The organism is Paraglaciecola algarum (assembly GCF_021532655.1).
In the GTDB taxonomy this organism is placed as follows: domain Bacteria; phylum Pseudomonadota; class Gammaproteobacteria; order Enterobacterales; family Alteromonadaceae; genus Paraglaciecola; species Paraglaciecola algarum.
The window spans coordinates 286,453-311,411 of record NZ_JAKGAS010000003.1; the positions used below are offsets into that span (position 1 = coordinate 286,453).

29 protein-coding genes are annotated in these 24,959 nt (G+C 39.3%); 8 read left to right on the forward strand and 21 right to left on the reverse strand.

Translation table 11 applies throughout. The features are described 5' to 3' along the window. Positions 1-162 precede the first annotated feature (162 nt). The 6 genes from L0668_RS07405 (at position 163) to L0668_RS07430 (ending at position 5,997) form a co-directional block, all read left to right on the forward strand. Positions 163-1,227: a glycosyltransferase family 4 protein gene (locus L0668_RS07405; protein ID WP_235311455.1), complete on the forward strand. Its 1,065-nt coding sequence runs from the start codon at positions 163-165 to the stop codon at positions 1,225-1,227. After that, positions 1,224-1,880: a glycosyltransferase family 29 protein gene (locus L0668_RS07410; protein WP_235311456.1), complete on the forward strand. Its 657-nt coding sequence runs from the start codon at positions 1,224-1,226 to the stop codon at positions 1,878-1,880. The genes L0668_RS07405 and L0668_RS07410 overlap by 4 nt, the downstream gene beginning before the upstream one ends. 234 nt (positions 1,881-2,114) lie before the next feature. Further along, positions 2,115-2,900 carry an EAL domain-containing protein gene (locus L0668_RS07415; RefSeq protein ID WP_235311457.1) on the forward strand — a complete coding sequence of 262 codons (786 nt, stop codon included), beginning with the start codon at positions 2,115-2,117 and terminating at the stop codon, positions 2,898-2,900. 419 nt (positions 2,901-3,319) lie between these two features. Then, positions 3,320-3,952, forward strand: a complete 633-nt coding sequence (locus L0668_RS07420; protein ID WP_235311458.1) for a hypothetical protein — start codon at positions 3,320-3,322, stop codon at positions 3,950-3,952. 335 nt (positions 3,953-4,287) lie between these two features. Next, positions 4,288-5,160, forward strand: a complete 873-nt coding sequence (locus L0668_RS07425; RefSeq protein ID WP_235311459.1) for a hypothetical protein — start codon at positions 4,288-4,290, stop codon at positions 5,158-5,160. Positions 5,161-5,757: 597 nt separating this feature from the next. Beyond that, positions 5,758-5,997: a hypothetical protein gene (locus L0668_RS07430; protein WP_235311460.1), complete on the forward strand. Its 240-nt coding sequence runs from the start codon at positions 5,758-5,760 to the stop codon at positions 5,995-5,997. Positions 5,998-6,196: 199 nt separating this feature from the next. Here L0668_RS07430 and L0668_RS07435 read toward each other — a convergent pair whose 3' ends face one another. The 14 genes from L0668_RS07435 to L0668_RS07500 all read right to left on the reverse strand — a co-directional run bounded on the left by L0668_RS07435 (position 6,197) and on the right by L0668_RS07500 (position 18,708). Next, positions 6,197-6,400 (reverse strand): hypothetical protein, encoded by a 204-nt coding sequence (locus L0668_RS07435; protein WP_235311461.1) that lies wholly within the window; start codon positions 6,398-6,400, stop codon positions 6,197-6,199. A gap of 94 nt (positions 6,401-6,494) precedes the next feature. Further along, entirely contained in the window at positions 6,495-7,109 is a 615-nt protein-coding gene (gene ureG / locus L0668_RS07440; RefSeq protein WP_235311462.1) for an urease accessory protein UreG, read from the reverse strand. A 70-nt stretch (positions 7,110-7,179) separates the two neighbouring features. Next, positions 7,180-7,893: an urease accessory protein UreF gene (locus L0668_RS07445; RefSeq protein WP_235311463.1), complete on the reverse strand. Its 714-nt coding sequence runs from the start codon at positions 7,891-7,893 to the stop codon at positions 7,180-7,182. After that, positions 7,865-8,329, reverse strand: coding sequence for an urease accessory protein UreE (locus tag L0668_RS07450; protein WP_235311464.1), 465 nt, complete (start codon positions 8,327-8,329; stop codon positions 7,865-7,867). Before L0668_RS07450 ends, L0668_RS07445 begins: the two co-directional genes overlap by 29 nt. A 62-nt stretch (positions 8,330-8,391) precedes the next feature. Further along, on the reverse strand, positions 8,392-10,095 hold the full coding sequence (ureC, locus tag L0668_RS07455; RefSeq protein ID WP_235311465.1) for an urease subunit alpha: 1,704 nt from the start codon (positions 10,093-10,095) through the stop codon (positions 8,392-8,394). 2 nt (positions 10,096-10,097) lie between these two features. Continuing rightward, on the reverse strand, positions 10,098-10,403 hold the full coding sequence (locus L0668_RS07460; RefSeq protein WP_235311704.1) for an urease subunit beta: 306 nt from the start codon (positions 10,401-10,403) through the stop codon (positions 10,098-10,100). A gap of 54 nt (positions 10,404-10,457) precedes the next feature. Beyond that, positions 10,458-10,760, reverse strand: coding sequence for an urease subunit gamma (ureA, locus tag L0668_RS07465; RefSeq protein ID WP_235311466.1), 303 nt, complete (start codon positions 10,758-10,760; stop codon positions 10,458-10,460). Positions 10,761-10,796: 36 nt separating this feature from the next. Then, positions 10,797-11,696, reverse strand: coding sequence for an urease accessory protein UreD (locus tag L0668_RS07470; RefSeq protein ID WP_235311467.1), 900 nt, complete (start codon positions 11,694-11,696; stop codon positions 10,797-10,799). 75 nt (positions 11,697-11,771) lie between these two features. Continuing rightward, positions 11,772-12,467, reverse strand: a complete 696-nt coding sequence (urtE, locus tag L0668_RS07475; protein WP_235311468.1) for an urea ABC transporter ATP-binding subunit UrtE — start codon at positions 12,465-12,467, stop codon at positions 11,772-11,774. Beyond that, complete coding sequence (gene urtD / locus L0668_RS07480; RefSeq protein ID WP_235311469.1) at positions 12,467-13,276, reverse strand: urea ABC transporter ATP-binding protein UrtD; 810 nt, start codon at positions 13,274-13,276, stop codon at positions 12,467-12,469. Before urtD ends, urtE begins: the two co-directional genes overlap by 1 nt. Next, the gene (gene urtC / locus L0668_RS07485) at positions 13,273-14,448 is read right to left on the reverse strand and encodes an urea ABC transporter permease subunit UrtC (protein ID WP_235311706.1); all 1,176 of its coding nucleotides are present in this window, start codon (positions 14,446-14,448) and stop codon (positions 13,273-13,275) included. Before urtC ends, urtD begins: the two co-directional genes overlap by 4 nt. A 53-nt stretch (positions 14,449-14,501) precedes the next feature. Further along, entirely contained in the window at positions 14,502-16,184 is a 1,683-nt protein-coding gene (gene urtB / locus L0668_RS07490) for an urea ABC transporter permease subunit UrtB (RefSeq protein WP_370659887.1), read from the reverse strand. A gap of 213 nt (positions 16,185-16,397) precedes the next feature. Further along, on the reverse strand, positions 16,398-17,681 hold the full coding sequence (gene urtA / locus L0668_RS07495; RefSeq protein WP_235311470.1) for an urea ABC transporter substrate-binding protein: 1,284 nt from the start codon (positions 17,679-17,681) through the stop codon (positions 16,398-16,400). A 94-nt stretch (positions 17,682-17,775) separates the two neighbouring features. Beyond that, the gene (locus L0668_RS07500) at positions 17,776-18,708 is read right to left on the reverse strand and encodes a porin (protein ID WP_235311471.1); all 933 of its coding nucleotides are present in this window, start codon (positions 18,706-18,708) and stop codon (positions 17,776-17,778) included. An 887-nt stretch (positions 18,709-19,595) separates the two neighbouring features. Here L0668_RS07500 and L0668_RS07505 point away from each other — a divergent pair. Next, positions 19,596-20,030, forward strand: a complete 435-nt coding sequence (locus L0668_RS07505) for a hypothetical protein (RefSeq protein ID WP_235311472.1) — start codon at positions 19,596-19,598, stop codon at positions 20,028-20,030. A gap of 118 nt (positions 20,031-20,148) precedes the next feature. Here the strand turns inward: L0668_RS07505 and L0668_RS07510 are convergent, their stop codons facing one another. From L0668_RS07510 to L0668_RS07535, 6 genes are all read right to left on the reverse strand, one after another. After that, complete coding sequence (locus L0668_RS07510) at positions 20,149-20,418, reverse strand: Txe/YoeB family addiction module toxin (protein ID WP_235311473.1); 270 nt, start codon at positions 20,416-20,418, stop codon at positions 20,149-20,151. Further along, on the reverse strand, positions 20,399-20,671 hold the full coding sequence (locus L0668_RS07515; RefSeq protein WP_235311474.1) for a type II toxin-antitoxin system Phd/YefM family antitoxin: 273 nt from the start codon (positions 20,669-20,671) through the stop codon (positions 20,399-20,401). Before L0668_RS07515 ends, L0668_RS07510 begins: the two co-directional genes overlap by 20 nt. Before the next feature lie 146 nt (positions 20,672-20,817). Further along, positions 20,818-21,153, reverse strand: a complete 336-nt coding sequence (locus L0668_RS07520; protein ID WP_235311476.1) for a type II toxin-antitoxin system HicB family antitoxin — start codon at positions 21,151-21,153, stop codon at positions 20,818-20,820. Continuing rightward, positions 21,150-21,404: a type II toxin-antitoxin system HicA family toxin gene (locus L0668_RS07525; protein WP_235311477.1), complete on the reverse strand. Its 255-nt coding sequence runs from the start codon at positions 21,402-21,404 to the stop codon at positions 21,150-21,152. Before L0668_RS07525 ends, L0668_RS07520 begins: the two co-directional genes overlap by 4 nt. 181 nt (positions 21,405-21,585) lie before the next feature. Continuing rightward, complete coding sequence (locus L0668_RS07530; protein ID WP_235311478.1) at positions 21,586-22,227, reverse strand: 2-dehydro-3-deoxy-6-phosphogalactonate aldolase; 642 nt, start codon at positions 22,225-22,227, stop codon at positions 21,586-21,588. 17 nt (positions 22,228-22,244) lie between these two features. Then, positions 22,245-23,153 (reverse strand): 2-dehydro-3-deoxygalactonokinase, encoded by a 909-nt coding sequence (locus tag L0668_RS07535; protein WP_235311479.1) that lies wholly within the window; start codon positions 23,151-23,153, stop codon positions 22,245-22,247. Between the two features lie 258 nt (positions 23,154-23,411). Here L0668_RS07535 and L0668_RS07540 point away from each other — a divergent pair, with 258 nt between their 5' ends. Beyond that, a complete protein-coding gene (locus L0668_RS07540) occupies positions 23,412-24,131 on the forward strand; it encodes a polysaccharide deacetylase family protein (protein WP_235311480.1) in 720 nt (239 codons plus the stop codon). Between the two features lie 182 nt (positions 24,132-24,313). Here the strand turns inward: L0668_RS07540 and L0668_RS07545 are convergent, their stop codons facing one another. Further along, on the reverse strand, positions 24,314-24,937 hold the full coding sequence (locus L0668_RS07545) for a hypothetical protein (RefSeq protein ID WP_235311482.1): 624 nt from the start codon (positions 24,935-24,937) through the stop codon (positions 24,314-24,316). Positions 24,938-24,959: the final 22 nt, after the last annotated feature.

The following is a 24,959-nucleotide window of genomic DNA, read 5'->3' on the forward strand; positions in this document are numbered from 1 at the left end:
TACTTATCAGCAACACAAATTTAAATCGGTTCATGCCGTAAACCATACAGCTGACGGAAATAAGACTTGCCTAAAATGACTTATTTATGTCACAAATCTTTCCTTTATCTGACATTCTGATAGTGCATATTAGCCCCATCTAAATTCAACTAATGAAGCGTAATGGGCCTTACAGATAACTTAATTAACGCTGAATTGAATAATATTCTGATACTTAGCCCTAACCTAAAACAGCGTTTATCAGGTGTCACTACCACTGTACTTCGGCTCACCCCAGTTATTGCTAAAAAGATGCAAATTAGCGTAACTGGACCTGCGCCATTAGAAGATCTGCCATATATTCCCTTATGGAAAATCCCCTTTTTATCCCGTACTCATTTCAGAGTCTGGCATGCTCGCCGTAACAACGAGATGATTTTAGGCTTAATACTTAGAGGGATATTTAGACTTAAAGTTAAGTTGTTGTTTACCTCTGCAGCCCAACGAGACCATAAACCATTTACCAAAAAACTAATTGCCAAAATGGATGAGGTGATTGCCACGTCACCACAAGCTGCAACTTACTTACAAAGACCTGCGGAAGTGGTCATGCACGGAATAAACTGCCAGTTATTTAAACCAGCAGCAAATCCTATGGAATTAAGACAATCACTTAATTTACCTGAAGGTTTGTTAATTGGTTGTTTTGGCAGAATTCGCCATCAAAAAGGCCAAGATCTACTGATCGAAGCCGCAGCACGTTTATTACCTACAAGACCCAATATTCACATTGTATTTTGTGGTCGCACCACGCCAGAAAATCAAACATATCAAGACGATCTAATCAATAAGCTCAAAGTTGTAGGTTTATCTGACAGAGTGACTTTTCTTGGTGAATTGCACTGGCACCAAGTCGTTCAACTTTATCAATCATTAGATATCTTTGTGGCCCCTGCTCGTTGGGAAGGGTTTGGATTAACTCCCTTAGAAGCCATGGCCTGCGGTGTCCCTGTTATTGCTGGCAAAGATGTGGGCACATTTTCTGAGCAAATAATCCATGGAGAAACCGGTATGTTATGTGAAAAAGACAATGTCCAAGCCATGACTTTCGCATTACAAACGTTATTAGACGACCCAAAAAGGTTAACTCAACTAGGTAAAAACGCTCGTGCGCACGTTAAGCAACACTTTTCCATAGAGCGCGAAGCACAAGCGCTAATCAATATTTATAAAAGGCTTTTATCATGATTTTTTTTGATCACTTTAGGTTCGGCCTAGCTGCCAATTTAAACCAAGATAGTTATTTAAATAAATTTAGCAGTAACCTTGCACAACTAAATCACGAACTAACTGGTAAAACCGTGGCTTTGGTTGGTAATGCTCGATCACTAGCTGATAGCCATTATGGTGCTGATATTGACGCTAATGATTTAGTTATCCGTATTAACCGCGCCCCTAGAACAAGTTTTGAATCCCACGGTGAGCGCACAGATTGGTTAGCCTTAGCCACTTCGATACAAAAACAAACTTTTGATGAACTTGACTGCCAGCGTTTACTTTGGATGTCCCATAAACGTAAACGGCTACGCAGTTGGATGGCCCACTCCGATGGGTTTTGTTTGTTCCCCAATGCACAATACAAACAACTAAAACAACAACTACAAGCCCCGCCGTCAACCGGTACTGTACTTATTAAATGGTTGTTGGAGTCAAATGCGGCCAAAATAAACTTATATGGTTTTGACTTTTTCTCTAGCTTATCTTTATCTGGACGAAGAACGGCTCAACAAGTCCCGCACAATTTTAAAGCAGAAAAATCTTATATCGAAAACTTACTAAAACAACATAAGCATTTACATCTACACAGCACAATACAAACTCAGATTAGGTTATTACACTAGAGCGTGCTGGACATTTGCGATCTAGGCACAAAGATAATTTTCGAAGTGATTTCTTTCATATTTATGCATATACCCTCTTTTCTTATCTAAAAATGGATTAAGTCACAATATTTTCTTTAATTAGCAATATGTTAGCTAATTTGATAAAAATGAGTAAACTATTAGAATAAACAGTTGAAAATAGAAATATACTCAAATGGCGAACTAAGACTCATACTATTCTAGGCAGGAGAAATGGAACAAGAAATTATGGTTTATGACAGATTCTCATGTGGAAACTGTGCTGATAGCAAAAGCCTTGGTTTTGATTTTACCATGGCATTTCAGCCTATTATTAATTGTAAAAATTATGAAATTTATGGATATGAAGCATTAGTCCGTGGTTTAAACAATGAATCAGCTTACTCGGTAATCTCTCAAGTTAACGATGAAAACCTTTATTTATTTGATCAACTATGTCGAGTAAAGGCTATTTCTTTAGCAGCTAAGCTCAATTTAGAGTCGATGCTTAGCATTAACTTTCTTCCAAATGCGGTCTATAAACCAGAGCGTTGCATACGTACAACTTTAGATGCAGCTAAAAAATATGGTTTTCCAGCTGACAGAATAATGTTTGAATTTACAGAAGTTGAAAAAATTAAAGATACTAAATTCATTAAAAGTATTGTTGAATATTACGAAAAATTAGGATTTAAGACTGCAATAGATGACTTTGGCTCTGGTTATGCTGGTCTGGGTTTGTTGGCAAATTTTCAAACCAACATTGTAAAACTGGATATGGATCTCATTCGCAACATCAATCAAGATGCAACTCGTCAATCAATAGTAAAAAATTGTTTAAACCTATTTCGAGATTTAAATATTACTCCACTAGCAGAAGGTATCGAAACCAAAGAAGAGTTCTTGTGCTTACGCGATTTTGGTATCGAATTAATGCAGGGTTACTTTTTTTCAAAACCAAGCTTTGAGAATTTACCTTTGGTAGATTTTGACGATATTAAACCTAAAGAAAAAATATAAACATATACTCACTCACGGTACATTACAAAAAAGCAGCAGCCTAGTTAGCAACTTTGAATTTTAGTCACTAGGTTGGCAAAACATTCACTTCGTTAACCTGCACCCGTTCAGTTTTTAACTCGAATCCCTTTGGGCTAAACTGCCACCATTACCCGACGTCAAGATCAAACTATACTTCCGTAGGCATCTGTTTTAATTAAGTTTATTAAAAATATTTATTATCATAGATGGCCTGTTAATTTCTTCTGTTAATTTGCATTAATTTATTTTCAAAAATGACAGGAAATTTTACAATTCCTTCCACCGCAAACTAAAAATAGCCATAACCAACTGATATATAACAATATAAATAATGGCCCTGGAATTGCTTAATACAATAATCCTGCTGTAGGAATAAAGAAGTATCTTAGGAGATCTAAATGAAAAATAAAATGTTTAATATGATGTTTACTTGTATGATTTTATCGGTTAGTTGTTTTACAAATGCCGGTTTAATTAGCACTTTTTATGCAAGCGATAATGGTGGTGATAACGGTGGAGCGGTTTATTTTGACCTAAACATTAACAATAATGATTTAATTATTACTGGCTTTGATATCAACTCCAGTACTACTAATTTTTTTAGTGACTTCGAAGTCTGGTTGTTAAACGGACTCACCTCTCAAGGTAATGAAACTTCTTCTAGTTGGGTAAAAGTAGCAACAGGAAGTGGTACCTCTGCCGACGAAGATAATGCAACAGCAGTTACGCTTTCTAATTCGTTCACTTTAAATGCAAATACTCTATTTGGCATGTCACTAGTAGCTGGTTCTAATACTTCCCATGAATATACTAATGGCAATGCTAGTAATCAAAATTATGCTAACACAGACCTATCTTTATCTTTTGGCTCTGCAACTAACTCTCCCTTCTTAGGTGGCGTGTTTACGCCAAGAGTTTGGAATGGCGCGATCAAATATGATATTGCTTCTAACGCAGTTCCCTCTCCATCAAGCATTAGTATTTTCGCATTTGGTATTTTACTTCTACTCGTTCGTCAACTTAAAAAGTAACGCCTTAGCAAACCTCAACTAAAAAGCACCACTAATCTGGTGCTTTAACTTCTGTTTGTAGCTTTGTCCTGAATTTGTTTAATCATCCTATTCAAAATCTATGGGGGCAGAGCAATTCGAAATATGCTTTTAACTTAGCAGCAATAACCGATGGGGCCACCCATTAGCCAGCCGATGTCAATAACGCGTCAGTAATTGGATCGCATTTGCAACAATAAAACTGAAGTTCCATCCCACACTGTTTTGAATTCGTTTTAAAAATAGACTTAATAAATCAATCTGTTAGCTTAAAAATACATAGAACAAAAATCATACAACAATAAGGCAGATTATACATGGATGTTAACTATTACTACTACACTCTAATGCTAATCCCTATGCTGGCTGGCCGGTCAATGATGACCATTTTTAGTTCAGCCGCAGTGGCAACTAAGGGGAAATATGAATACTTTGACGGTATAGATATGGTTGAAGTACTACCTCTAGCAACTCTCACTAACCTACCACACTGGGTAACCGATCCTAAATTTTTAATCGCTACATTTATTCTCGCCATTTTAGAAAAAAGAATAAGCCAATCGCCCTCTTTTCAAGATTTTTGGAACATGAATGAAGCTAAAATAAAAGGTATTTTAGCCGGAGTAATCGCCTTTGTTATGGTAAATGAAACTACTGACCAAATCATCAAAAGTGTCATAGCAACGTCAATTGAAGAGACCAATGTTATCCAACAGGCTGTATTAACCTTTGAAAATGCCTGGGTTGGCGTAATCGCTTTTTTTACCTGGTTACTCGCAGCAATAAGAAGTTCGGTTATGCTGTTTTTAATTGAAGCTGATCATGATGACAGTATAGGGTTTCGTAAAATGATCGGACGCCTTGAGTCTGCTTTAGGGATGTTTGGCCCTCTCATATTCATAATTATGCCCCTTGTGGCGCTCGCTTGTGCTGGATTTGCTGTGGCTATTGTAGCCTTTATTAAATATCGCGTGCGCAAATTAGAAAGAAAACACCACCAGTCTTGCCTTAGTTGTGGAAACGAAAACCATATGTCAGCATTTCATTGCGGCACTTGTGACTCCCCGCTAGAGAATGTAAAAGATGTGGGTTTCATAGGACTATCAAAAATGGATGTGCCTGCTGGAGATAAGTTAGTCCATAAACAAAAGTTATTAGAATCGAATCGATGTAGTTATTGCGCATCTTAAGGCAATAACAAAGGCATAACTAGCGAGTGTAAGAAATGCTCACGTCCATTATTTAAATCCAAACAAGATGCACAAACCTATTTAAATAACTTGGCAAAGAAAATACCACTTACCTTAGCCGTAACTTCCGCTTGCGGCTTATTTCCGATTGTAGGCTTAATTCCTGGAATAATATTCTATCGTTTGTATTTAATAGCAGGTTTAAAAGTTCACGTTAGCAACAAATCTAGTTTCGTCATTCGAATTTTGTTACGCATCTTTTTTATCATTCTCATTTTTTGGAACATGACCCCGTTTTTCGGATTCATATCAATCCCACTAATGGCCATGACGAACTACTTACTTTATTCAAATGCAATAAAGAAACAGATACGCGTATTCAAACCAAAACCTATAGCGGAATATAGCCAAGTACCTAGTGTGCAGTGATAGAAAATCTAACGCATTTAAATCATCAAAAATAAGTGCACTAATGCCAATCGGTATAACATAACTAGAAGTTTTAGCTTTTTAATCTACACTCGAATAGCAAAGTAAATATCTTTATGTTGCAACTTATGGAAGTAAACATTAATCATTATTAAAGGAAAATATAATATGGCTGCTGTAATCACTACAAAAGATGGCACGGAATACAAATGTTTAGGAGGAGATAAAGATGAAATGGCCAAAAAAGTAAATGATGGGGCTAAAATGATATTATGTGGTGGCAAGTGGATAGCTTCTAGCACCATTTCAACTATTAGTATTGAATCTCCAGAAGAACCAGATAAACCAAGATCAGCGCCAAGAGAGAGTGTATTGGTTCATCATAACCACTACTACACTAACTCTTAATGCTCCAACCTAAGAATCTAACTTAATATCTAAAAACTTCAGCTGTACGGAAAAATAAAATTAAAATCCTATGAACATATATCATAGGATTTTCATACTAAACGCTCATTATCATAATAGACGTATGCAGTACCTTCTAAATATTCGAAAAATCTGCCGAAATACTCTCCCGAGAATGAATCCAGCAATTAAGAAAGACTTAATCCTTCTTTTTATTAGCCTTTTTAACCTTCAACCAGCCGTATCCTTTAAACACAACCAAAGCTAACAAAGCGTAAAATGCGATGTGATAAGCCATATGGAATTCACCATCACCCAAAGCATGATCAACATGGGCCAAGGCTTGAAAACTTAATAAAATACTGCAAATAAACAGTGTGATCTTTGTCGTTAAATTTTTCATAAATGTGTCCTTTAAATAATCCTTAGTTAATAATAACAATCTGCATTCATAATTACTCCATCAAAATACAAATTACTGTTATAAACCTTTCTAATTAAACTCTAAGCATGCCTTCAGTTTCAATAAAGTCGATAATTTCAGGTAGCCCTTGTTTGGTTTTCATATTGCTAAAAATAAAACGTTTGTCGCCACGCATTTTTTTACTGTCTCTGTTCATAACATCAAGAGACGCTCCGACTAATTCAGCTACATCAATTTTGTTGATAATAAGTAAATCAGACTTAGTAATACCTGGGCCACCTTTGCGAGGGATTTTATCACCAGCCGACACATCAATCACGTATATAGTTAGATCCGATAGTTCTGGGCTAAAAGTGGCACTTAAGTTATCACCACCACTTTCCACCAATACAAAATCTAGATCGCCATGGCGTGTTTGTAATTCATCAATTGCGGCTAGGTTCATAGATGCATCTTCACGAATGGCAGTATGTGGACATCCACCGGTTTCAACACCTAGAATGCGGTCCTGTTCTAATGCTCCATGACGAGTTAAAAACTCTGCATCTTCTCGGGTATAAATGTCGTTGGTTACCACGGCCATATTGTATTTTTCACGCAGAGCTAAACATAACTCACGTAATAAAGCTGTTTTTCCTGAGCCTACTGGGCCGCCAACACCTATTCTTAAAACTTGTTTTTTCTTCATGTTATTCCAATTCTATTCTTTAAATTTCACTCTTTAAAACCATGGTAATCGTGTGGGTGTTCCGCATCTTTTATGAGCGAAATAACCGGGTATACTGGTTTTCGTGCCAAGCACTTGCCATAGCTAAATGAGGCAAACTGGCTCCAACTTCGTCATCTGCAACTGAATTTGCTTCATTCACCACCGACTCTACTTTTTCAGACAATTCAAACAGCAAGTTTTGGGCTTGAGTTTGACCTAAAGGCACAATTTTAGTGGCCGCAGCGACTTGGTTATCGATATAAGTCCAACAAAAACCACTTTGGGCCGCCAGTAAATCTAAGCCAAATGTATAGGCCGCAATAGTAAACGCACTAACAAAACTGAGTTCTGAATTTTGTAACAACCCCTGCTGTTTATCGGCTTGTAGACTGTCTAACTGATTTAATAGTCGCACCAAAGCTTTACCCATAGCCACATCAGCCATATGTAATTCGTAACTTTCGCGACTAGCTAGGAGTAAGTCATTCCAATAACAGAATTGTTTATCATCCCCTTCAATCAAGGCGCTGTATAAACGTTTGATAATAGCTAAATCTGTTTGTGCCAATGCCACAGATAAATTCAGTTCTATCCAACTATGGGTACTAGCTACATCATTAATCCAATCATTTTCAACCGCATATTCTAAACCTTGTGAAAAAGAAAACCCACCCACAGGCAAGTTAGCGCTGCACAACTGCAATAAGCGATTTAGTTTAAGTGCCTGATTAGAATTAGTGGGAATGGCCATGGCTATGTCCATGAGAGTGTCCGCCTTTGCCATAAGCCCCATTTTCTGGCTCAAAAATCGCGGGGGCATCGTCCACTACCAGACCGTAGTTTTCGGTTAATTCAGCTAATACGTGATCAGGTTTAAAACGCACCCATAATTCACCAACTTGCAACACAGTGTGGCGATTACCTAAGTGATAACAGACCTTGCTGAAGGTTAACCAATCAGTGGCAGTAGCTGTATTCACCGGCTCAGCCTGACCTTTCACTTCAATCAGTTTTCCACATTCTGTTTTTAACACTTCCCCCACCAATAAAGGGTGACCACGCTCCATAAAAATACCGATAGCTAAACCTTGATCGGTTTGACCTTTGATACGGGCTTTTTTGCGAGTGTCGTGATCTAAGGTTATCGATCCATCTATTGGATCATGGGTATGATCTAAACGTACATATGCTTGTAGCATGTTTTATTTAATTCCTAACTTACTATTCAATTCTTATAAACCTACCATTGCGCAAAGCACAATTAAAACAAGGTATAAAGTTGTGCTAATGGCAGTGAAGTCGCCGGCTCACAGGTGAGCAATTCGCCGTCTGCTGTTACTTCATAAGTTTGTGCATCTACTTTGATTTCAGGCTGCCAACTATTGTGGATCATGTCGTCTTTGCCAATATTACGGGTGTTTTTACAGGCTGCGAATTTACGGGTCATGCCTATTTTTTCAGGCACACCTTTATCAATTGAGGCTTGGGACATAAAGGTATACGACGTTTGCGCAGAAGCCGTACCGTACGAGCCAAACATTGGGCGATAATACACAGGCTGTGGTGTTGGGATAGACGCATTGGCATCGCCCATAGGGGCTGCAGCAATAAAACCACCTTTGATGATCATCGAAGGTTTAATGCCAAAAAATGCTGGTTTCCATAAAACCAAATCGGCTAATTTGCCTACTTCAATCGAGCCCACTTCATGGCTAATCCCATGGCTAATTGCCGGGTTAATGGTGTATTTGGCCACATAACGTTTTAACCTAAAGTTATCGTTACGTTCGGTGTCTGGTGCTAACGGTCCACGTTGTTGCTTCATTTTATGAGCAGTTTGCCAAGTACGGGTGACCATTTCGCCAACCCTTCCCATGGCTTGTGAGTCAGAGGCAATCATACTGATAGCGCCTAAGTCATGCATGATGTCTTCTGCGGCAATACTTTCTTTACGAATACGCGAATCAGCAAAAGCAACGTCTTCAGGAATACTCGGATCGAGGTGATGACACACCATCAACATATCCAAATGTTCATCAATGGTATTGATGGTATATGGACGTGTTGGGTTAGTTGAAGACGGCAATACGTTATTTTCGCCACAAGCTCGAATAATGTCTGGCGAATGTCCGCCGCCTGCACCTTCGGTGTGGTAGGTATGAATAGTACGACCTTTAAATGCAGCTAAGGTGTCTTCCATAAAGCCTGATTCATTTAGGGTATCGGTATGGATGGCCACTTGCACGTCATAACGTTCGGCAACCGATAAACAATTGTCGATAGCCGCTGGTGTTGTGCCCCAGTCTTCATGTAATTTAAGGCCACATACACCCGCTTCAATTTGTTCTTCGATGGCTAGGGGCAAACTTGCGTTACCTTTGCCTAAAAAACCAAAATTCATGGGGAAGTCGTTAGTGGCTTGCAACATTTTATGAATGTTCCAAGGCCCAGGTGTACACGTAGTAGCGTTAGTACCCGTTGCTGGACCTGTGCCTCCACCTATCATAGTGGTCACACCCGACATCAAAGCTTCGTCTATTTGTTGTGGGCAGATAAAATGAATGTGTGCGTCAATGCCACCAGCGGTAAGGATTTGTCCTTCGCCTGCGATGACTTCGGTACCAGGGCCCACTTCGATGTCTATGTTGTCTTGGATATCTGGGTTACCCGCTTTACCAATAATGGCAATACGCCCGTCTTTTATGCCAACATCAGCTTTAACAATGCCCCAGTGATCCAAAATGGTGGCATTGGTGATCACCAAATCCACAGTTTCAAAACAGGATGCTTGGCTTTGGCCCATGCCGTCACGAATGACTTTTCCGCCACCAAATTTGACCTCTTCGCCATATTCAGTGAAATCTTTTTCTACTTCTAGCCATAAATCAGTATCACCAAGACGTACTCGGTCACCTACTGTAGGGCCAAACATGTGCGCATAAGCATGTGTATCAATAGTTGCCATTTTTATAAATCTCCCTGAACATCACCACGAAAACCAAACACTCTGCGTTTACCTGCATAAGCCACTAGTGTAACTTCTCTTTCTTGACCAGGCTCAAAACGTACCGCAGTGCCAGAGGTAATATCTAAACGAAAACCTTTACACACTTCGCGATCAAAAGTTAACGCACCGTTGACTTCATAAAAATGATAATGAGAGCCAACTTGAATAGGTCTGTCGCCGCTATTGGCTACTGTGACTTTGATGGTTTCGCGCCCAACATTCATTTGGCGCTGCCCATGTTCTGTTTTAATTTCACCAGGGATCATCATGATCTCTCCTTAAACGACTAGCCTTAAAAGCCTTGTTCTAAACTATCAAGCTTAAACGATTGGGTTATGTACAGTGACGAGTTTAGTGCCATCAGGAAATGTGGCTTCAACTTGTACTTCAGCCACAAGCTCAGGCACACCTTGCATCACTTGGTCACGGGTAAGCAAAGTTCGTCCGTAGTCCATCATCTCAGCGACTGTTTTTCCGTCTCGAGCCCCTTCCATGATTTCCATAGAAATATAAGCCATGGCTTCTGGGTAATTAAGTTTCACCCCGCGCTTTAAACGGCGCTCTGCTAACAATGCAGCTGTAAATAACAGTAATTTGTCTTTTTCTCTTGGTAATAAATCCATAGTACTAATACTCGGTTGAATATTTAAACAACATAATTAAGTGTGCCATATACGTGGCACAACACCTTGTTTTTCTACGTATAGTGGTCTTAATTGTTGCCACAATAATATAAATATTTTTTTGCACTGCTCAGCATGTAACCCTAAATAACGAATAATCAATAACTGGTTAATATGAGTAACGCTAACTAACTCTTGCATTGAGGCTTTCTCGATTGTTTCTCTAAGCTGCTCGATGACTTCTGTTTGCTGAATTTGACTCACTTGTTCGCTAGGTGCATAAGCCAAAAAGGTAGCAAACACAGTTTTGTCTGCCAAGCCCGCAATGTGTTGTTGCACTTGATTGTTTGGGTTAGCAATATTGGGTTTAATAACAATTCGATCGTGATAAATTAATTTGTCATCACAATACACTTGATTCAGTTGACTAAACTTTCCTTGGCTAAAGGGCTGATTAGAACTAGGCAAACCCAAACAACTAATATCCCAGCCTAAATACACGCTGTCTGATTTTAGGTTAACCAGTACGTGATTAATGCCATGGGCACCTTGGTACACTATGGTTTCTAATGGGAAGTTTTCACACTTAGCTTGAGAGGCTAAATCGACTTGGGTTAACTGTTTTTGCTCAGGCAAACCAATTTCGGCATTGTCACGGGCACGATAAAAACGATTAGCACCTGGGGTGGTGATAAGTGTATGAGCTTTGGGTTCAAGGCTAATATCAACTTGCAAAATATCACCCGACACTATACCCGCAGGCGGGTGCAACAAATAAATATGTGCACAGTCTCGACCTTCAGGATAAAACGCTTTTTGAATACTAAGCGGGCCAACACGTTTAGTGCGGGCTAGTTGAGTGCCGTAAGCAGAATGGCTAAAAGTTAGACCCAACTGGGCTAACCATTCTCGTTTTTTAGCTTTTGTAATATTCATTAAACTAAAAGCTCATCACTAATATTTGTTCCACTGCACACCATTGACAAAGGTTACTCAATCGCCAAAACCTTTTTATACCGCTAAGTATTGGCCAACTAATTCATCGGTTAATTGTGCCATGGGACCCGACGACATAACATGGCCTTTTTCCATTAATATAAATTCTTCGCCAATAGCACGAGCAAAAGGTAGTTTTTGCTCAACCAAAATAATGGTCATGCCCTGCTCTTTATTCAATTTTAGTAACACATCACGAATTAATTGCACTATGTTCGGCTGAATACCTTCGTTAGGCTCATCCAAAATTAACACTTCAGGATTAAGCACCAAAGCTCGGCCAATGGCCAATTGCTGCTGCTGTCCACCAGATAAATCTCCGCCACGCCTATGCAACATTTCTTTAAGAACTGGAAATAGTTCATATACGTGTTCAGGAATGGTTTTACTGGTTTGACGTTTGCAGTTAAGGCTAACTTTTAAGTTTTCTTCTACGGTAAGCTGAGGGAATATATGTCGTCCCTGTGGTACATAACCTATGCCCATTTCTGGACGGGCTTCAACGCTGGCCTTGGCTGCGTCTTTGTTATTAATAGTTAAACTACCGCCACTAATGGGTAACATGCCCATGATGACTTTTAACAAAGTGGTTTTCCCCACGCCGTTACGGCCCATAATACAAGTACGTGAGCCCTTTTTGATATTCAGATTTAAGTCCCAAAGGATTTGCGTGCCGCCGTATCTTTGGTCAACTGATTTAAGTTCGATCATTAACCTTGCTCCTCACCCAAGTACACTTGGATCACTTCTGGATTAGATTGGATTTCTGACATAGTACCTTCTGCTAATACCGAGCCTTGATGCAATACCGTGACGGTACGCGCTATCGAACGCACAAACGCCATATCGTGTTCAACCACTACCACTGAATGCTCTCCAGCAAGAGAGGTAAGTAACTCAGCGGTACGCTCAGTTTCTTGACCAGTCATACCTGCTACTGGCTCATCTACTAACAATACTCTAGGTTTAGCAGCTAATAACATACCAATTTCTAACCATTGCTTTTGACCGTGAGACAAACGCCCTGCTGGGTAGTTACGCTCTTGGATTAAATTAATAGTATGTAAAATTTCAGCAATTCTATCGTTTTGTTCACCGTTTAATTTGTGGAACAAAGATGCCCAAATGCCTTTATTGCCTTTTAAACTCAACTCTATATTTTCAAATACTGAAAGTTGTTCAAATACAGTTGGTTTTTGAAATTTACGGCCAATTCCCGCGTTAGCAATTTCAGCTTCGTCTAGTTGTAATAAATCTACTTGTTGACCAAAACTGACTTTACCTGTGTCTGGCCGAGTTTTACCGGTGATCACATCCATTAAGGTGGTTTTACCTGCGCCATTTGCGCCTATCAAACAACGTAGTTCTCCGTCGTTGATGTATAGGTTCATGTCGTTTAAAGCTTTGAATCCGTCAAAACTAACGCTTACATCTTCAACATATAAGATCACACCATGGCGCGTATCGGGCTGAATATTTTCGGTTTCGGTAATCGGCGTACCTGTTTTATCGACTATCATGATTTCACCTCCGACCCTTTATTCTCTGTAGCTGAGTTATCTGTTGCTGAAGGCTCTGAGGCAGTAGCCTCCTCTTCGGGCGCGTTTTTACCTTTAAGTTTATCCATTATACCCGGCAACATACCTGCGATGCCTTTTGGCAATAACAAAGTCACTAATACAAATAAACCGCCTAAAGCGAATAACCATGCTTCTGGCATGATTGCGGTAAAACGGGTTTTGGCATAACTCACCACTATCGCGCCAATTAAAGCACCGTATAAAGAATTACGTCCGCCTACTGCTACCCAAATAACCATTTCAATTGAGTTAAGGGGTGAGAACTCACCTGGGTTAATAATACCCACTTGTGGCACATATAAAGCCCCAGCTAAACCAGCTATCATGGCCGATACTACATAAATCCATACTTTGTAGTCTTCTGGTTTGTAACCGACAAAACGTACGCGGTTTTCAGCGTCACGAATAGCGGTGACTACCCTACCCATTTTAGAATTTACTATGTAATGGCACACCACATATGCCACTGCTAAAACCAGTGCAGTAATAATAAACAAACCTAATTTAGTGCTAGGTGATTGTAATGAGAAACCCATTATTTCTTTAAAATCGGTTAAGCCATTGTTGCCGCCAAAGCCCATTTCGTTGCGGAAGAAGGCCAGCATTAATGCATAGGTCACAGCTTGCGTCATGATAGACAAATACACCCCACTTACACGAGAGCGAAACGCCAACATGCCAAATACATAAGCTAGTATTCCTGGGCCAATAAACACCATGGCTACCATCCACAACACGCTGTCAGAGCCCGCCCAATACCAAGGCATTTCGGTCCAGTTTAAGAACACCATAAAATCGGGTAAGTCAGGGTTACCGTATACACCACGGTCACCAATTTGACGCATTAAGTACATACCCATAGCGTATCCACCTAAGGTGAAAAACGCACCATGGCCTAAACTTAATATGCCGCAATATCCCCACACCAAATCAACCGCTAAGGCTAATAAGGCGTAACACAAATATTTACCAAACAAACTCACTGTGTAGTCACTTACATGTAGCGCAGAACCTTCTGCAAACGCTAGGTTACATACGCTCACATAAAAGGTGGCTAACAACAAAATGCCTATCACAACATGTAAATTTCTCAGACCAGATAATTTTGCCATCAAGCCAGTAGACGTCTCTTTCGTAGAAGAGTTAGTAGATATAGATGAAGTCATTAGTCTGCAGACCTCCCTTTTTGAGGAAACAGTCCTTTAGGACGTTTTTGAATAAATAACACTAAGCCGACTAACACAATAATGTTGGCTAATACTGACCCAGTAATAGGCTCTAAGAACTTGTTGATTGAACCCAGAGACATAGCCGCTACTAAGGTGCCCCATAAGTTACCTACTCCACCAAATACCACTACTAAGAATGAATCGATAATGTAAGCCTGACCTAAGTTAGGACCAACGTTAGTTAACTGGCTTAATACCACACCAGCTACCCCAGCAATACCTGAGCCTAAACCAAAGGTAATGGCGTCTACCCAATCACTTTTAATACTCAAAGCACGAGCCATTTCGCGATTTTGCGATACTGCGCGAACATGTAAACCTAAAGATGATTTTTTGAAGAAAGTTAATAGTGCAAAGAACACCATTAACGAAAATATGATGATATATAAACGGTTATAGGTAAGCGAAAACACAGGGTTAATTTGTAACGACCCACTCATCCACTCTGGTGCTGCTACTTGGCGGTTTAATGGTGAAAACACAGTTCTCACTAGCTGTTGCAAAATCAAACTTATACCAAAGGTAGCTAACAAAGTTTCTAAAGGGCGACCTTTCAAGAATCGAATGACACAACGTTCAATAATAATCCCTACTGAACCAGAGACCAAAAACGCTAACGGAATAGCGATAAACAGAGAGTATTCAATTAAGTGAGGCCAAATCAGCTGCACTACGTAAGTGGTGTAGGCACCCAACATGATCATCTCACCGTGAGCCATGTTAATCACGCCCATTACACCAAAGGTAATGGCTAAGCCAATTGCAGCTAACAACAACACAGAGCCTAAACTTAACCCAAAGAAAATGTTTTCAACCACGCCATAAAACTGGCGCTTACTTTCGATGGTATCTAGGGCATCTGTAATTGCTTTTTTCAACACAATTTGCTGCTGGTCGGTTGGCTTTTTAGGTAATACTGCCAATTGCTGGGTAAGCATGTTTTTGACTGCAGGCTCTAAACTGGTTTTTAATATTTCGACTGCTGCCAATTTCTGTTGATCATCACCTGTTTTTAATAATTGAACTTGTAAAATCACCTGCATAAGATGATTTACATCTTCATCTTTTTCTTCAGCAAGCAGTTCTTTAATGGTTTGAATAGCACTGTCGTTAGGTTTATCGATTAACTGTTTTAGAGCTTCGATACGCACACTTGAGTCTGGATCGGTTAGATCTAACTTGGCCAACACATCACGAATTTGGCCACGCAAACGGTTATTGGTTCTAATTTTTTTAATTTTACTTTTTGAAACAGTTTGCTGCTGCGCATCAGTTAATAAATAACTTAATACATATTTTTTATCGTCGTTCATTTGGGCACGCACAATCGCGAAACCAGAACGTTCATAATACAACTCACCTTCAAGTAAAGACTCTAATATCAAACGACTTTTAGGATCTTTAATCGCTCCTAGTTGTTTCACCAAAGGAGGCATTTTAGATAACTTAGCTTTGGGTAATTGTTTAGCTATATTGGATAATGCCAAGCTTGAGTCAGTTTGATTTGTATTGTCTTGGGCATAAGTGTGAGTGCACACAAATACACTTAATAACACTATGGCTAGTCTCAATACGATCAGCCTCATTGTAATCATTCTCAACGCGTTTATTCTCAACATAAGGTTTTCCTTTTTCCGTACTGCATCATTCATTTTTACCTTTGTTTTAAAGTTGAACAGGCAAATAAACTGCGTTTATTTAAAGTGTTACTTGCCTGTGGAACTTAAGTTTTTAACTTACTGGAGCTCTTGAACCAACTGGTTCAATTTAAAAACAACACCCCGCATTAAGCGGGGTGAAATGGTATAATTTTTTATACTAAGAATTGGTTTTTAGAAGTTTTGACCAGAACACTTAGCCGTTTTCACGTCAAAGTTTCCGCAACTTACTGGAGCAGTCCAATCAGAGATTAGGTTTTTAGAGCTAGGTAAAAAGTTGGACCAAGCATCACCAATTACTGTATCAGACGTTTCCCATACCACTTCAAATTGACCGTCTTCTTGGATTTCACCAATTAGTACAGGCTTAGATAAATGGTGGTTAGCGTTCATCACTGCAGTACCACCAGTTAGGTTAGGTACAGCTACACCAATAAGTGCTTGCTCAACAGCGTCAACATCTGTTGTGCCCACTTTCTCAACTGCTTTAGCCCACATTTTAAAACCAATATAGGTTGCTTCCATAGGGTCGTTCGTTACACGTTTGTCATCGCCAATGTATTTTTTCCAAGCAGCGATGAATTCTTCGTTTTCGTCAGATTCAACACTTTGGAAGTAGTTCCAAGCAGCTAAATGACCAACAAGAGGTTTAGTATCAAAACCAGATAATTCTTCTTCACCTACAGAGAAAGCAACAACAGGGATATCTTCAGCAGAAATACCTTGGTTACCTAATTCTTTATAGAAAGGAATGTTTGCATCACCGTTAACAGTTGAAACAACAGCTGTTTTCTTACCAGCAGAACCAAACTTTTTGATGTCAGACACAATACCCTGCCAGTCAGAGTGACCGAAAGGTGTGTAGTTGATCATGATGTCTTCGTCTTTAACACCTTTAGCTTTTAAATAAGCTTCTAAGATTTTATTAGTTGTACGAGGATAAACATAATCAGTCCCCGCTAGAACCCAACGAGTGGCACCGATATCATTCATTAAATAGTCAACAGCAGGAATAGCTTGTTGGTTAGGCGCAGCGCCTGTGTAGAAAACATTTTTAGATGATTCTTCACCTTCATACTGTACTGGGTAAAACAATAAACCGTTTAATTCTTCAAGTACCGGTAAAGCAGATTTACGAGATACTGAAGTCCAGCAACCAAAAATAACGTCTACTTTTTCTTTAGCTAATAATTCACGTGTTTTTTCAGCAAATAAAGGCCAGTTAGACGCAGGGTCAACTACTACAGGCTCTAGTTTTTTGCCTAGTAGTCCACCTTTAGCATTTTGTTCTTCGATCATCATTAGAACAGTGTCTTTCAGTGTCGTTTCACTGATAGCCATAGTGCCTGATAAAGAATGTAAAACACCTACTTTGATGGTGTCAGCGGCGATAGCCATTTGCGCTACCATGCTGCTAGCAATAATTGAGCTAGCAACAATCAGTTTTTTAAATTTCATGATTAAATCCTATTTATTTTGATTTAAAGAAGGGGAAATTCCCCTCCAAATTTTGAAAGCGTTATTTAGAAATGTCGTATTAGAAAGTCCAGCTCTAGAAAGTAACCAATGCTTCAACAGCGATCATGTCTGAATCGCCGAATATTTCATCAGAATTCATACGGTACTCAGTCACAATTAATAGGTTATCGTTAATCGCATAACTTGGAGAAATAGTGATGGCGCTTGCATCTTCAAGTAAAGTACCAACTGAGTCTTCTACTTCAAATGCATGGTAACGAACAGTTAGCGCTAGACCACTTTCAAAACCGTAGTTAGCCATTAACAAATAACCGTCTGCTTCACTTCCAGCACCGGCTGTGTCTTCAGAAGAGTTATACTCAGCTGCTAAAGTTAAGCTATCTACTGAGTAAGCCGCCCATGTGTTTAACATAGTGGTGTCACCGTCTACTGAGTAAAAACCTTTAACCGTAAAGTTTTCAGTTGGCATAAAAGCAACCATAGTTTCAATACCAGGATGCTCTGTATCAGTTGATTGAGGGCCCGCTAAATCATTTACAACAGAAACGGCAACTGCAAATTTTTCGCCGCTATAAAGTGCTGATACACCTTGCTGGTAATAACCATAGAAATATTTAGCATAACCAGTACCTGAGTATTGGAACAAGCCTGTAGGCTCTTCAGTTTCCCAACCTGAGTAACTTAAAAAGCGACCTGCTTTAATGCTTAAATTGTCAGAAACTGCGTAGCTAAGATAAGCTTGCTCAACATTGGCACCGTCAGTAGAGTTTTTGTATTCAACATCTACAGTGGCTGTTAATTTGTTACCGAAATCGTAGCCAATATTAAATTCTACTTGGTCAACACCAGATACACTTTCTGAACTCGCACCATCATAGTCTGTTGACACGTAAGACATATCTATAAAGCCGCCAACAGTTAGTTTGTCATCTGCTTGAGCAGTAGAAGTGACTAGAGCAAGTGCTAAAGTAGCTGCTATAGGTGTTAATTTTGTCATCTTGTTCATTCTTTCAGATCCTAGTAGTTAAATTTATTTCAAAAGTATTTGATTTATATGGTTATCTTCTCGGATAACTCTTGTCATTCTGCTTAAAAACTCACATTGCTGACCTAATTGCAGCTGGGATTAGTATGTCGATTTAAGGCAAGGGGGAGTATTCGCAAAAGCACGCAAGGCACTACGTAGAATTACGTAGTTTGGGTTTTTGATTGCAAAAGTTGAGTATGTGCTGCTCACACTGGGATTATTCACTTCGTGAACTGAGAGTTTTACGGCTACGCCGTAGGGCATACGCTACGCGTACTGAGATTATTCACTTCGTTCACCTTATGCTTCGCATTTGGCATCCATGCCTTTTTTCAAACGAAATCCATTTCGTCCAATCAACTTCTTTTATGAAATACATCCCTATATTTCACACTGCAGGCCAGCTAAAGCTGTTCCATATTTATCCTGTAAATATTGGTCAACAGCTAAAAGAAGTAAACAAGAAAAGCCGCGCTATAACCAAGTTCTTATACCTGCGCTACTTGCCAAATAAAGGTCGCAATAATCTGTTCCAGACAGGCATTGCTTAAATGACATCCCTGTCATTTATCCTTTATTTGACTGCGTTGCTCGGCAAACTTGGAGACGCGATAAAATCAAAAGCATGGCTGCGCCACCTACTTACTAATACTGTAAATAAACACACTAATATTGAATTTGTCCAATAAGAGCAGATCGTGGACATTTTGGGGTATTTCTCCATCTACCTTTTGCTTGATAAACAAAAAACAGTTATAAAAGAGGTATGTATAGGTCGTGTAAAAATATGGCCTGAATTATGTACGACATAATGGGGTGTTTAAACACGACGTTATGTCGCACACTAAGATGTTATGTGTCTTAATATGAACTTGCGTAAATTAAAAATAATATTAGCTTTTATTTCTAGTACATTCCTAATTACGGGGTTTGCTCAACAGCAAGAAGAAGAGCCAACTGTTATGATTTTCTCGGCTGATGGCAGGTATACGGGTGACAAAAGGTATGTTTCAGTTCGAGTGATTGAGTCTGAGATTGCACTTGAAGGCTTTAATTTGAAATATACCGGGACACTTTTTAACTCTGGGACTGACTCGCTTGATAAAATTCAACTAATTCTTGATCTTTACGGTGAGCATCCCCTCATTAAAGAGTCATTATCTCCTATATACCAGTGTAAAAAATCATTAGAAAATATCCTGCCGACAGAGGAGTCAGTTGATTTTTCTGGGCATTGTAAAATACCTCAGGTCGTTGCCGAAAATATTAAAAAACATAGGGTTAGCATTGGAAAGCAATAGACACATAACAAGTTGCCTAAGTTCGCCGCAAAAAAGCGCGGCTGGGACAAATACTCACTGGGCTCCGCCCAACAACGTTCGCATTTGCCCCTTGGCAAAGCGTTAGGGCTCCCTTGTATCAATGATCTTCGTAATGTCCACCAATAGCAAAAATATAAATCGATTTATCATCAAATTTATAAATTAATCGATCTCTTTGAGAGATACGCTTTGACCAAAAGCCAGTAAGGTTATGCCGCAATTGTTCGGGCTTCCCCATTCCTTTACTAGGATCGCCTCTCAGCATTTCTTTCAATAATTTACAAAGCGCTTTGTGTAACTTTCTGTCCTTCTCTCGTAGCGCTTCGTATACTTCCCAAGTTCTACCTTCAAATACCAGTGATCTCATTTAACTCTTCACTAGTTGGGGTATAACCGGTTTCCTTGTTGTGTGTTTCTACCGATTCAGAAATCTGTTTTAGTAGGCTACTATTTTGTAGCACGTACAGAGTTTCTTGCTCTCTTTCCCAGTCATCGGCACTCATTACCACAAAGGCTTCTCCCGCCCTACGAGTCACCTTTATAGGGACGTGGCTAGTAACCACTTGTTCTACAAACGTTTTTAGCTTTTCTCTAAACTGGTTTACGCTTACCGTATCCATATCTCACTCCAAATGTACTGGATTTCAGTACAAGTATAAGTAATACGCCCTAACAAAGCAATTTTAACCTACTTTCTATGCACTTTTTTCTCTGTGCACTCTGTGTTTCAAATGCATCTAACTTTTCAACTCACTTGTGAAAGTTATTACAAACTGGCTTCTCTATTGAGTGCTTCAGATGCCCACTGATTAATGCTTTTACCGCTTAATTCGGCAGCTGTTGCAACAGCGGCGTGAATTTCGGGGCGAATTCGTAACATTAATTTTCCTGAGTAAGGTTTTTGGGGAGTTTTACCTACGGCTTTACATGTTTCTAGATAATCTTCCACGGCTTCTTCAAATGCAGCTTTTAACTCAGAAACGGTTTCTCCATGAAAACCGATCACATCTTTTATTCCAGCGATATGCCCGATAAAACATTCATCATCTGAACTAAATTCAATACGAGCTGCATAACTCTTATATATCAATGAATTACTCATGGCTCTACTCCTAGCTGTTTGAGAAAGTTTCTGGCGTCTTTGACTTGATATGGTTTGGCTTCTTTTTTCGGGTGTGGCCTGTGAAAGCTGCTAATCACTCCATCTTTATAGAATCTCACCCTCGAACCATTTCCTTCAATTACATCTACCTCTAAAGATATAAAAAGAGATTCAATATCTTTCCATACCAGAGAGGACGACACTGGATCTTTGAATATGCTGATCAAAGTACGTTTTTGTTTTGAATTCATACAGAAAAGATATCACATTTTGATATCAAATCAAGGAGAGGTGAAAAATCAACCATCAATGCCAAAACGTGAGTGGCCTATTTGTTAAAGGCCTATAGTGACGCTAAAAAGCTTCATGAGGTGCTTGTCAAATAAGCCGCTCAATTTATCTAACAAACAAGATTGCCCCTTGCTACATTCATTAATTGCCCGCTAAACACGCCTGGTAAGAGTTGACATAATCTTTGGCATTTTGGCGAATTTGCTCATGACTCATGCCTGGTTTGTATAATGCCGAACCTAAGCCGAATCCGGCGGCGCCTATTTCTATGTAAGGTTTCATGCTATCAACCCTAGGTTCAATCCCGCCCACTGGGTAACATAAGGTGCCTTTAGGTAAAACTGAATTAAGCGCTTTGTAGCCGTCTAATCCAAGCATAGAAATAGGAAATAATTTAATACCTGTTGCGCCTGCTGCTAACGCAGCAAAGGCCTCTGTTGGTGTGACTATACCTGGGAATGTGGCACACCCCGCGGCTACCGACATTTTGATCACTTCGGTATTACAGTTTGGTGTCACCATTAGGTTTGCACCGGTTGCAATCACCTGCTCTGCTTGTTCTGCAGTCGTTACCGTACCAGCACCGATTAAGTTATTTTTACCGTATTCATCAACTAACATTTTAATACTGGTTAATGCATCAGGACTGTTCAAAGGGACTTCGATTAACGAAAACCCTTCTTCAACTAAAATTTTGGCAACGCCTAATACTTTGTCTGGTGTCACACCACGGATAATGGCGATAAGAGGCAATCGCCCAGTTAAATCAAACTTCTGTGTCATATTAATTCCGAATTATTTTAGTTCTGTAATTTTAGTTCCGAGACAAGATCGATAATTCCCGCTAAGAAACACTGGTTGCCGCTGACGGTTTCACTTTGTATTTGTAGTTCTTTACAAGCTAATGCGTACCGAGCACATAAACTTGAGCCACCGACTAAATAGACTTGCTTGCTTGTTAAGGCTTTTAACTCATGGCCAATTAATAAACCTGATAAATAATCGGGGATTTGTGCTTCGGTTAAGTTTTTAAATAACCTATTAGTCCAAGCTAAAAATATTCTATTCGTTAATTGGCCTGTTTGGCCATCAAGCACGCCTTTTAGAAAAGCTTGATCATCTTGAGGTGGGTTTTCTGGTAACGCTTTACCCAATAATGAGTGATTGGATAACACCGAATAAAACTCACCGGTTAAAAAGCTGGCAAAAGCAGTGATCTGCCCATCTACATAAGTCGCATGTTTGCTATGGGTTCCAGGCAAGATTGCATTAAATTTGTTGGTTTTCACTAATTTAGCTAAACCGAAAATCTGCACCTCTTCGCCGCGCATCACATCATAATTATCAGCTTCATAGTTGTGACACACGCCAGGTAAAATGGTTGCTTTTGGCCCCCAAGGTAGAGCAAAGCTATGGGCTTTTTTCACCAAAGCGCTAGTACTAGTTGGGGTAGCAGCATAATCCACATTTACCCAACCTTTTAACGAGCCAATCATACCGGCCATAAAAATAGGTAAGTGCTGATACTCAGTTAACCAAGCGGCCAATAGGTCTTGTAAGGTTTGGGCAAAATTGCCATCTTTAATTTGTAATAAACCGATTGGTGCTTCTTTGCTATCCAGCAGTTGATCGGCTCTATCCATGGCAAAAGCCCGAAAATTTGTACTGCCCCAATCTACTACTAAATAACTCACTGGTACTTTACTCATAAAATACAATTACCTAACTATTGTGCGATTTGATTGGGCTGTTTATCCAACTATCAGATAAATTTGAAATCACTAAGAATATAAATATCTCTAAATAATACCAGAGAGAGGTGGTTGCTCACAATAAATTATGTGTAATTTAAACAGAATCATGATCAGAAATTTGTTAGTATCTAAGTTGGGTGTATGGAATAGTTGGCTTTTTTGTAACCTACTCTCATAATAATAATGGCAGTTCAGACTATTTAAGGTTAGATAATGAACAAATGTATTCAATCAAAAATCCCAAAGCTTCTTGTAATACTACTAACTTTTATTATTAGTGCCTGTAGTCAAACTCCCGCACCTAAGCAAATATACCTTACTTATGATGATGGGCCAGATCCAAAATTCACACCTCGCCTTTTAGATGTACTTGAGAAACATGGCGTTAAAGCCACCATATTTGTAACCGGTGAAAATGCTGAGAAACACCCAGAGATTGTAAAAAGGGCATTTGATTCTGGGCATACTATTGGTAATCACAGTTATGCCCATAGACGCGCATCTGAAATGACTTACGACGAAATTGAACACTCCTACTCTCGTACCGATAAAATCATTCGAGGCATTACCGGCCAAGAAGACATTTTGTTTCGTGCTCCTTACTTGAATATTTCTGCCGAGAGTAAAGCTTATCTTTGTAAGGTAGGTAACAATAGCATGTATGTGGATATGGCCGGTATTGACTGGAAAACCCAAGATCCAGATACCATTATTGATAACATTTTGCATAAACCACGATATACAAAAACCAATGAAACTAACCCAGTAGTGTTGCTTCATGACAGTGGCCAAAATGATTTTGGCACACGCCAAGGCACAGTAGATGCAACAGACAAATTTATTCCCATGATGCGCGCCAAAGGATATGTGTTTGCTGATAGCCCACCTAGGCATAAATGGCAATTGTCGAAGGAAGATTGCGAATCTTTATAACTCTTACACCACTTGGCATACATAAGTAGTCACCCAGAAAGCATCCAACGTTTTTTTGATTAAGGCGTCTTTATAAAGTAATAATATTGCTACTGGAACTAGTCAAAAATAAAACAAAACAGCCAACTAATTTTAGTTGGCTGTAACCCAACTCTTTAAAAATACGTTAATCAAAAATAAGTTTAATCAATGGCGTACAAGCGCACATTATCAACTAATAACATGCCCGGTGCTTTATTCTTAATTCGATCTATATGAAAAGCTAAAGGTTTACCTGTTTTTAAGTGCTTTCCCTCAAGTACAGTACTCACCACTTGCCAACCATCTTGATTGTTAATAGGTCCACGTTTCCAGCCTGATCCACCTACTTGGTTAAACATGACGGCATGGCCTTGGATTAAATTTACATCAATTTCAAAACGATAATTTTTATTTGCATCGATTTGGTCGCGCAGGCGCCAAATGCCATATTGCAATTTCATATCGCCTTTTTGTAAGCCAATGGCTAACCCGCCCTTACCTGATTTAGCAGCTTCCTTCATTACTTCGAACTCAGCTTTACTGGCTTGTTCATTGTCTTGACGGGTAATTAATACTCTAGGATCTATGGCTTTTTCAAAGCCAGGATTGACATAAGCTAGTAAATTCTTAATCGACTTCTTGTTTTGCTTGTTCGTTTTTATTTTGTCGTTATTTACAGTTTTCTGGGTTTGTTTATTTGACTGAGTATCAGAAGTGGAGCTACAGCCAACCATTAAGCCAAACGCAATGATGGAAATTAAAGTCAATCGAGTGAGTATTTGCATTGTATATACCTATTGGAGTAAT

Coding starts and splice junctions, on each gene's coding strand:
- L0668_RS07470 (WP_235311467.1), bottom strand. CDS start 11,696: ATGAATATTACAAAAGCTAAAAAACGAGAATGGTTAGCCCAGTTGGGT.
- L0668_RS07520 (WP_235311476.1), bottom strand. CDS start 21,153: ATGAGTAATTCATTGATATATAAGAGTTATGCAGCTCGTATTGAATTT.
- L0668_RS07450 (WP_235311464.1), bottom strand. CDS start 8,329: ATGCTACAAGCATATGTACGTTTAGATCATACCCATGATCCAATAGAT.
- L0668_RS07430 (WP_235311460.1), top strand. CDS start 5,758: ATGGCTGCTGTAATCACTACAAAAGATGGCACGGAATACAAATGTTTA.
- L0668_RS07515 (WP_235311474.1), bottom strand. CDS start 20,671: ATGGATACGGTAAGCGTAAACCAGTTTAGAGAAAAGCTAAAAACGTTT.
- L0668_RS07540 (WP_235311480.1), top strand. CDS start 23,412: ATGAACAAATGTATTCAATCAAAAATCCCAAAGCTTCTTGTAATACTA.
- L0668_RS07510 (WP_235311473.1), bottom strand. CDS start 20,418: ATGAGATCACTGGTATTTGAAGGTAGAACTTGGGAAGTATACGAAGCG.
- urtA (WP_235311470.1), bottom strand. CDS start 17,681: ATGAAATTTAAAAAACTGATTGTTGCTAGCTCAATTATTGCTAGCAGC.
- urtE (WP_235311468.1), bottom strand. CDS start 12,467: ATGATCGAACTTAAATCAGTTGACCAAAGATACGGCGGCACGCAAATC.
- L0668_RS07535 (WP_235311479.1), bottom strand. CDS start 23,153: ATGAGTAAAGTACCAGTGAGTTATTTAGTAGTAGATTGGGGCAGTACA.
- urtB (WP_370659887.1), bottom strand. CDS start 16,184: ATGTTGAGAATAAACGCGTTGAGAATGATTACAATGAGGCTGATCGTA.
- ureC (WP_235311465.1), bottom strand. CDS start 10,095: ATGGCAACTATTGATACACATGCTTATGCGCACATGTTTGGCCCTACA.
- ureG (WP_235311462.1), bottom strand. CDS start 7,109: ATGAAGAAAAAACAAGTTTTAAGAATAGGTGTTGGCGGCCCAGTAGGC.
- L0668_RS07505 (WP_235311472.1), top strand. CDS start 19,596: ATGAACTTGCGTAAATTAAAAATAATATTAGCTTTTATTTCTAGTACA.
- L0668_RS07530 (WP_235311478.1), bottom strand. CDS start 22,227: ATGACACAGAAGTTTGATTTAACTGGGCGATTGCCTCTTATCGCCATT.
- L0668_RS07445 (WP_235311463.1), bottom strand. CDS start 7,893: ATGGACATAGCCATGGCCATTCCCACTAATTCTAATCAGGCACTTAAA.
- L0668_RS07460 (WP_235311704.1), bottom strand. CDS start 10,403: ATGATCCCTGGTGAAATTAAAACAGAACATGGGCAGCGCCAAATGAAT.
- urtD (WP_235311469.1), bottom strand. CDS start 13,276: ATGATAGTCGATAAAACAGGTACGCCGATTACCGAAACCGAAAATATT.
- L0668_RS07545 (WP_235311482.1), bottom strand. CDS start 24,937: ATGCAAATACTCACTCGATTGACTTTAATTTCCATCATTGCGTTTGGC.
- ureA (WP_235311466.1), bottom strand. CDS start 10,760: ATGGATTTATTACCAAGAGAAAAAGACAAATTACTGTTATTTACAGCT.
- L0668_RS07435 (WP_235311461.1), bottom strand. CDS start 6,400: ATGAAAAATTTAACGACAAAGATCACACTGTTTATTTGCAGTATTTTA.
- L0668_RS07525 (WP_235311477.1), bottom strand. CDS start 21,404: ATGAATTCAAAACAAAAACGTACTTTGATCAGCATATTCAAAGATCCA.
- L0668_RS07410 (WP_235311456.1), top strand. CDS start 1,224: ATGATTTTTTTTGATCACTTTAGGTTCGGCCTAGCTGCCAATTTAAAC.
- L0668_RS07415 (WP_235311457.1), top strand. CDS start 2,115: ATGGAACAAGAAATTATGGTTTATGACAGATTCTCATGTGGAAACTGT.
- L0668_RS07500 (WP_235311471.1), bottom strand. CDS start 18,708: ATGAACAAGATGACAAAATTAACACCTATAGCAGCTACTTTAGCACTT.
- urtC (WP_235311706.1), bottom strand. CDS start 14,448: ATGGCAAAATTATCTGGTCTGAGAAATTTACATGTTGTGATAGGCATT.
- L0668_RS07425 (WP_235311459.1), top strand. CDS start 4,288: ATGGATGTTAACTATTACTACTACACTCTAATGCTAATCCCTATGCTG.
- L0668_RS07405 (WP_235311455.1), top strand. CDS start 163: ATGGGCCTTACAGATAACTTAATTAACGCTGAATTGAATAATATTCTG.
- L0668_RS07420 (WP_235311458.1), top strand. CDS start 3,320: ATGAAAAATAAAATGTTTAATATGATGTTTACTTGTATGATTTTATCG.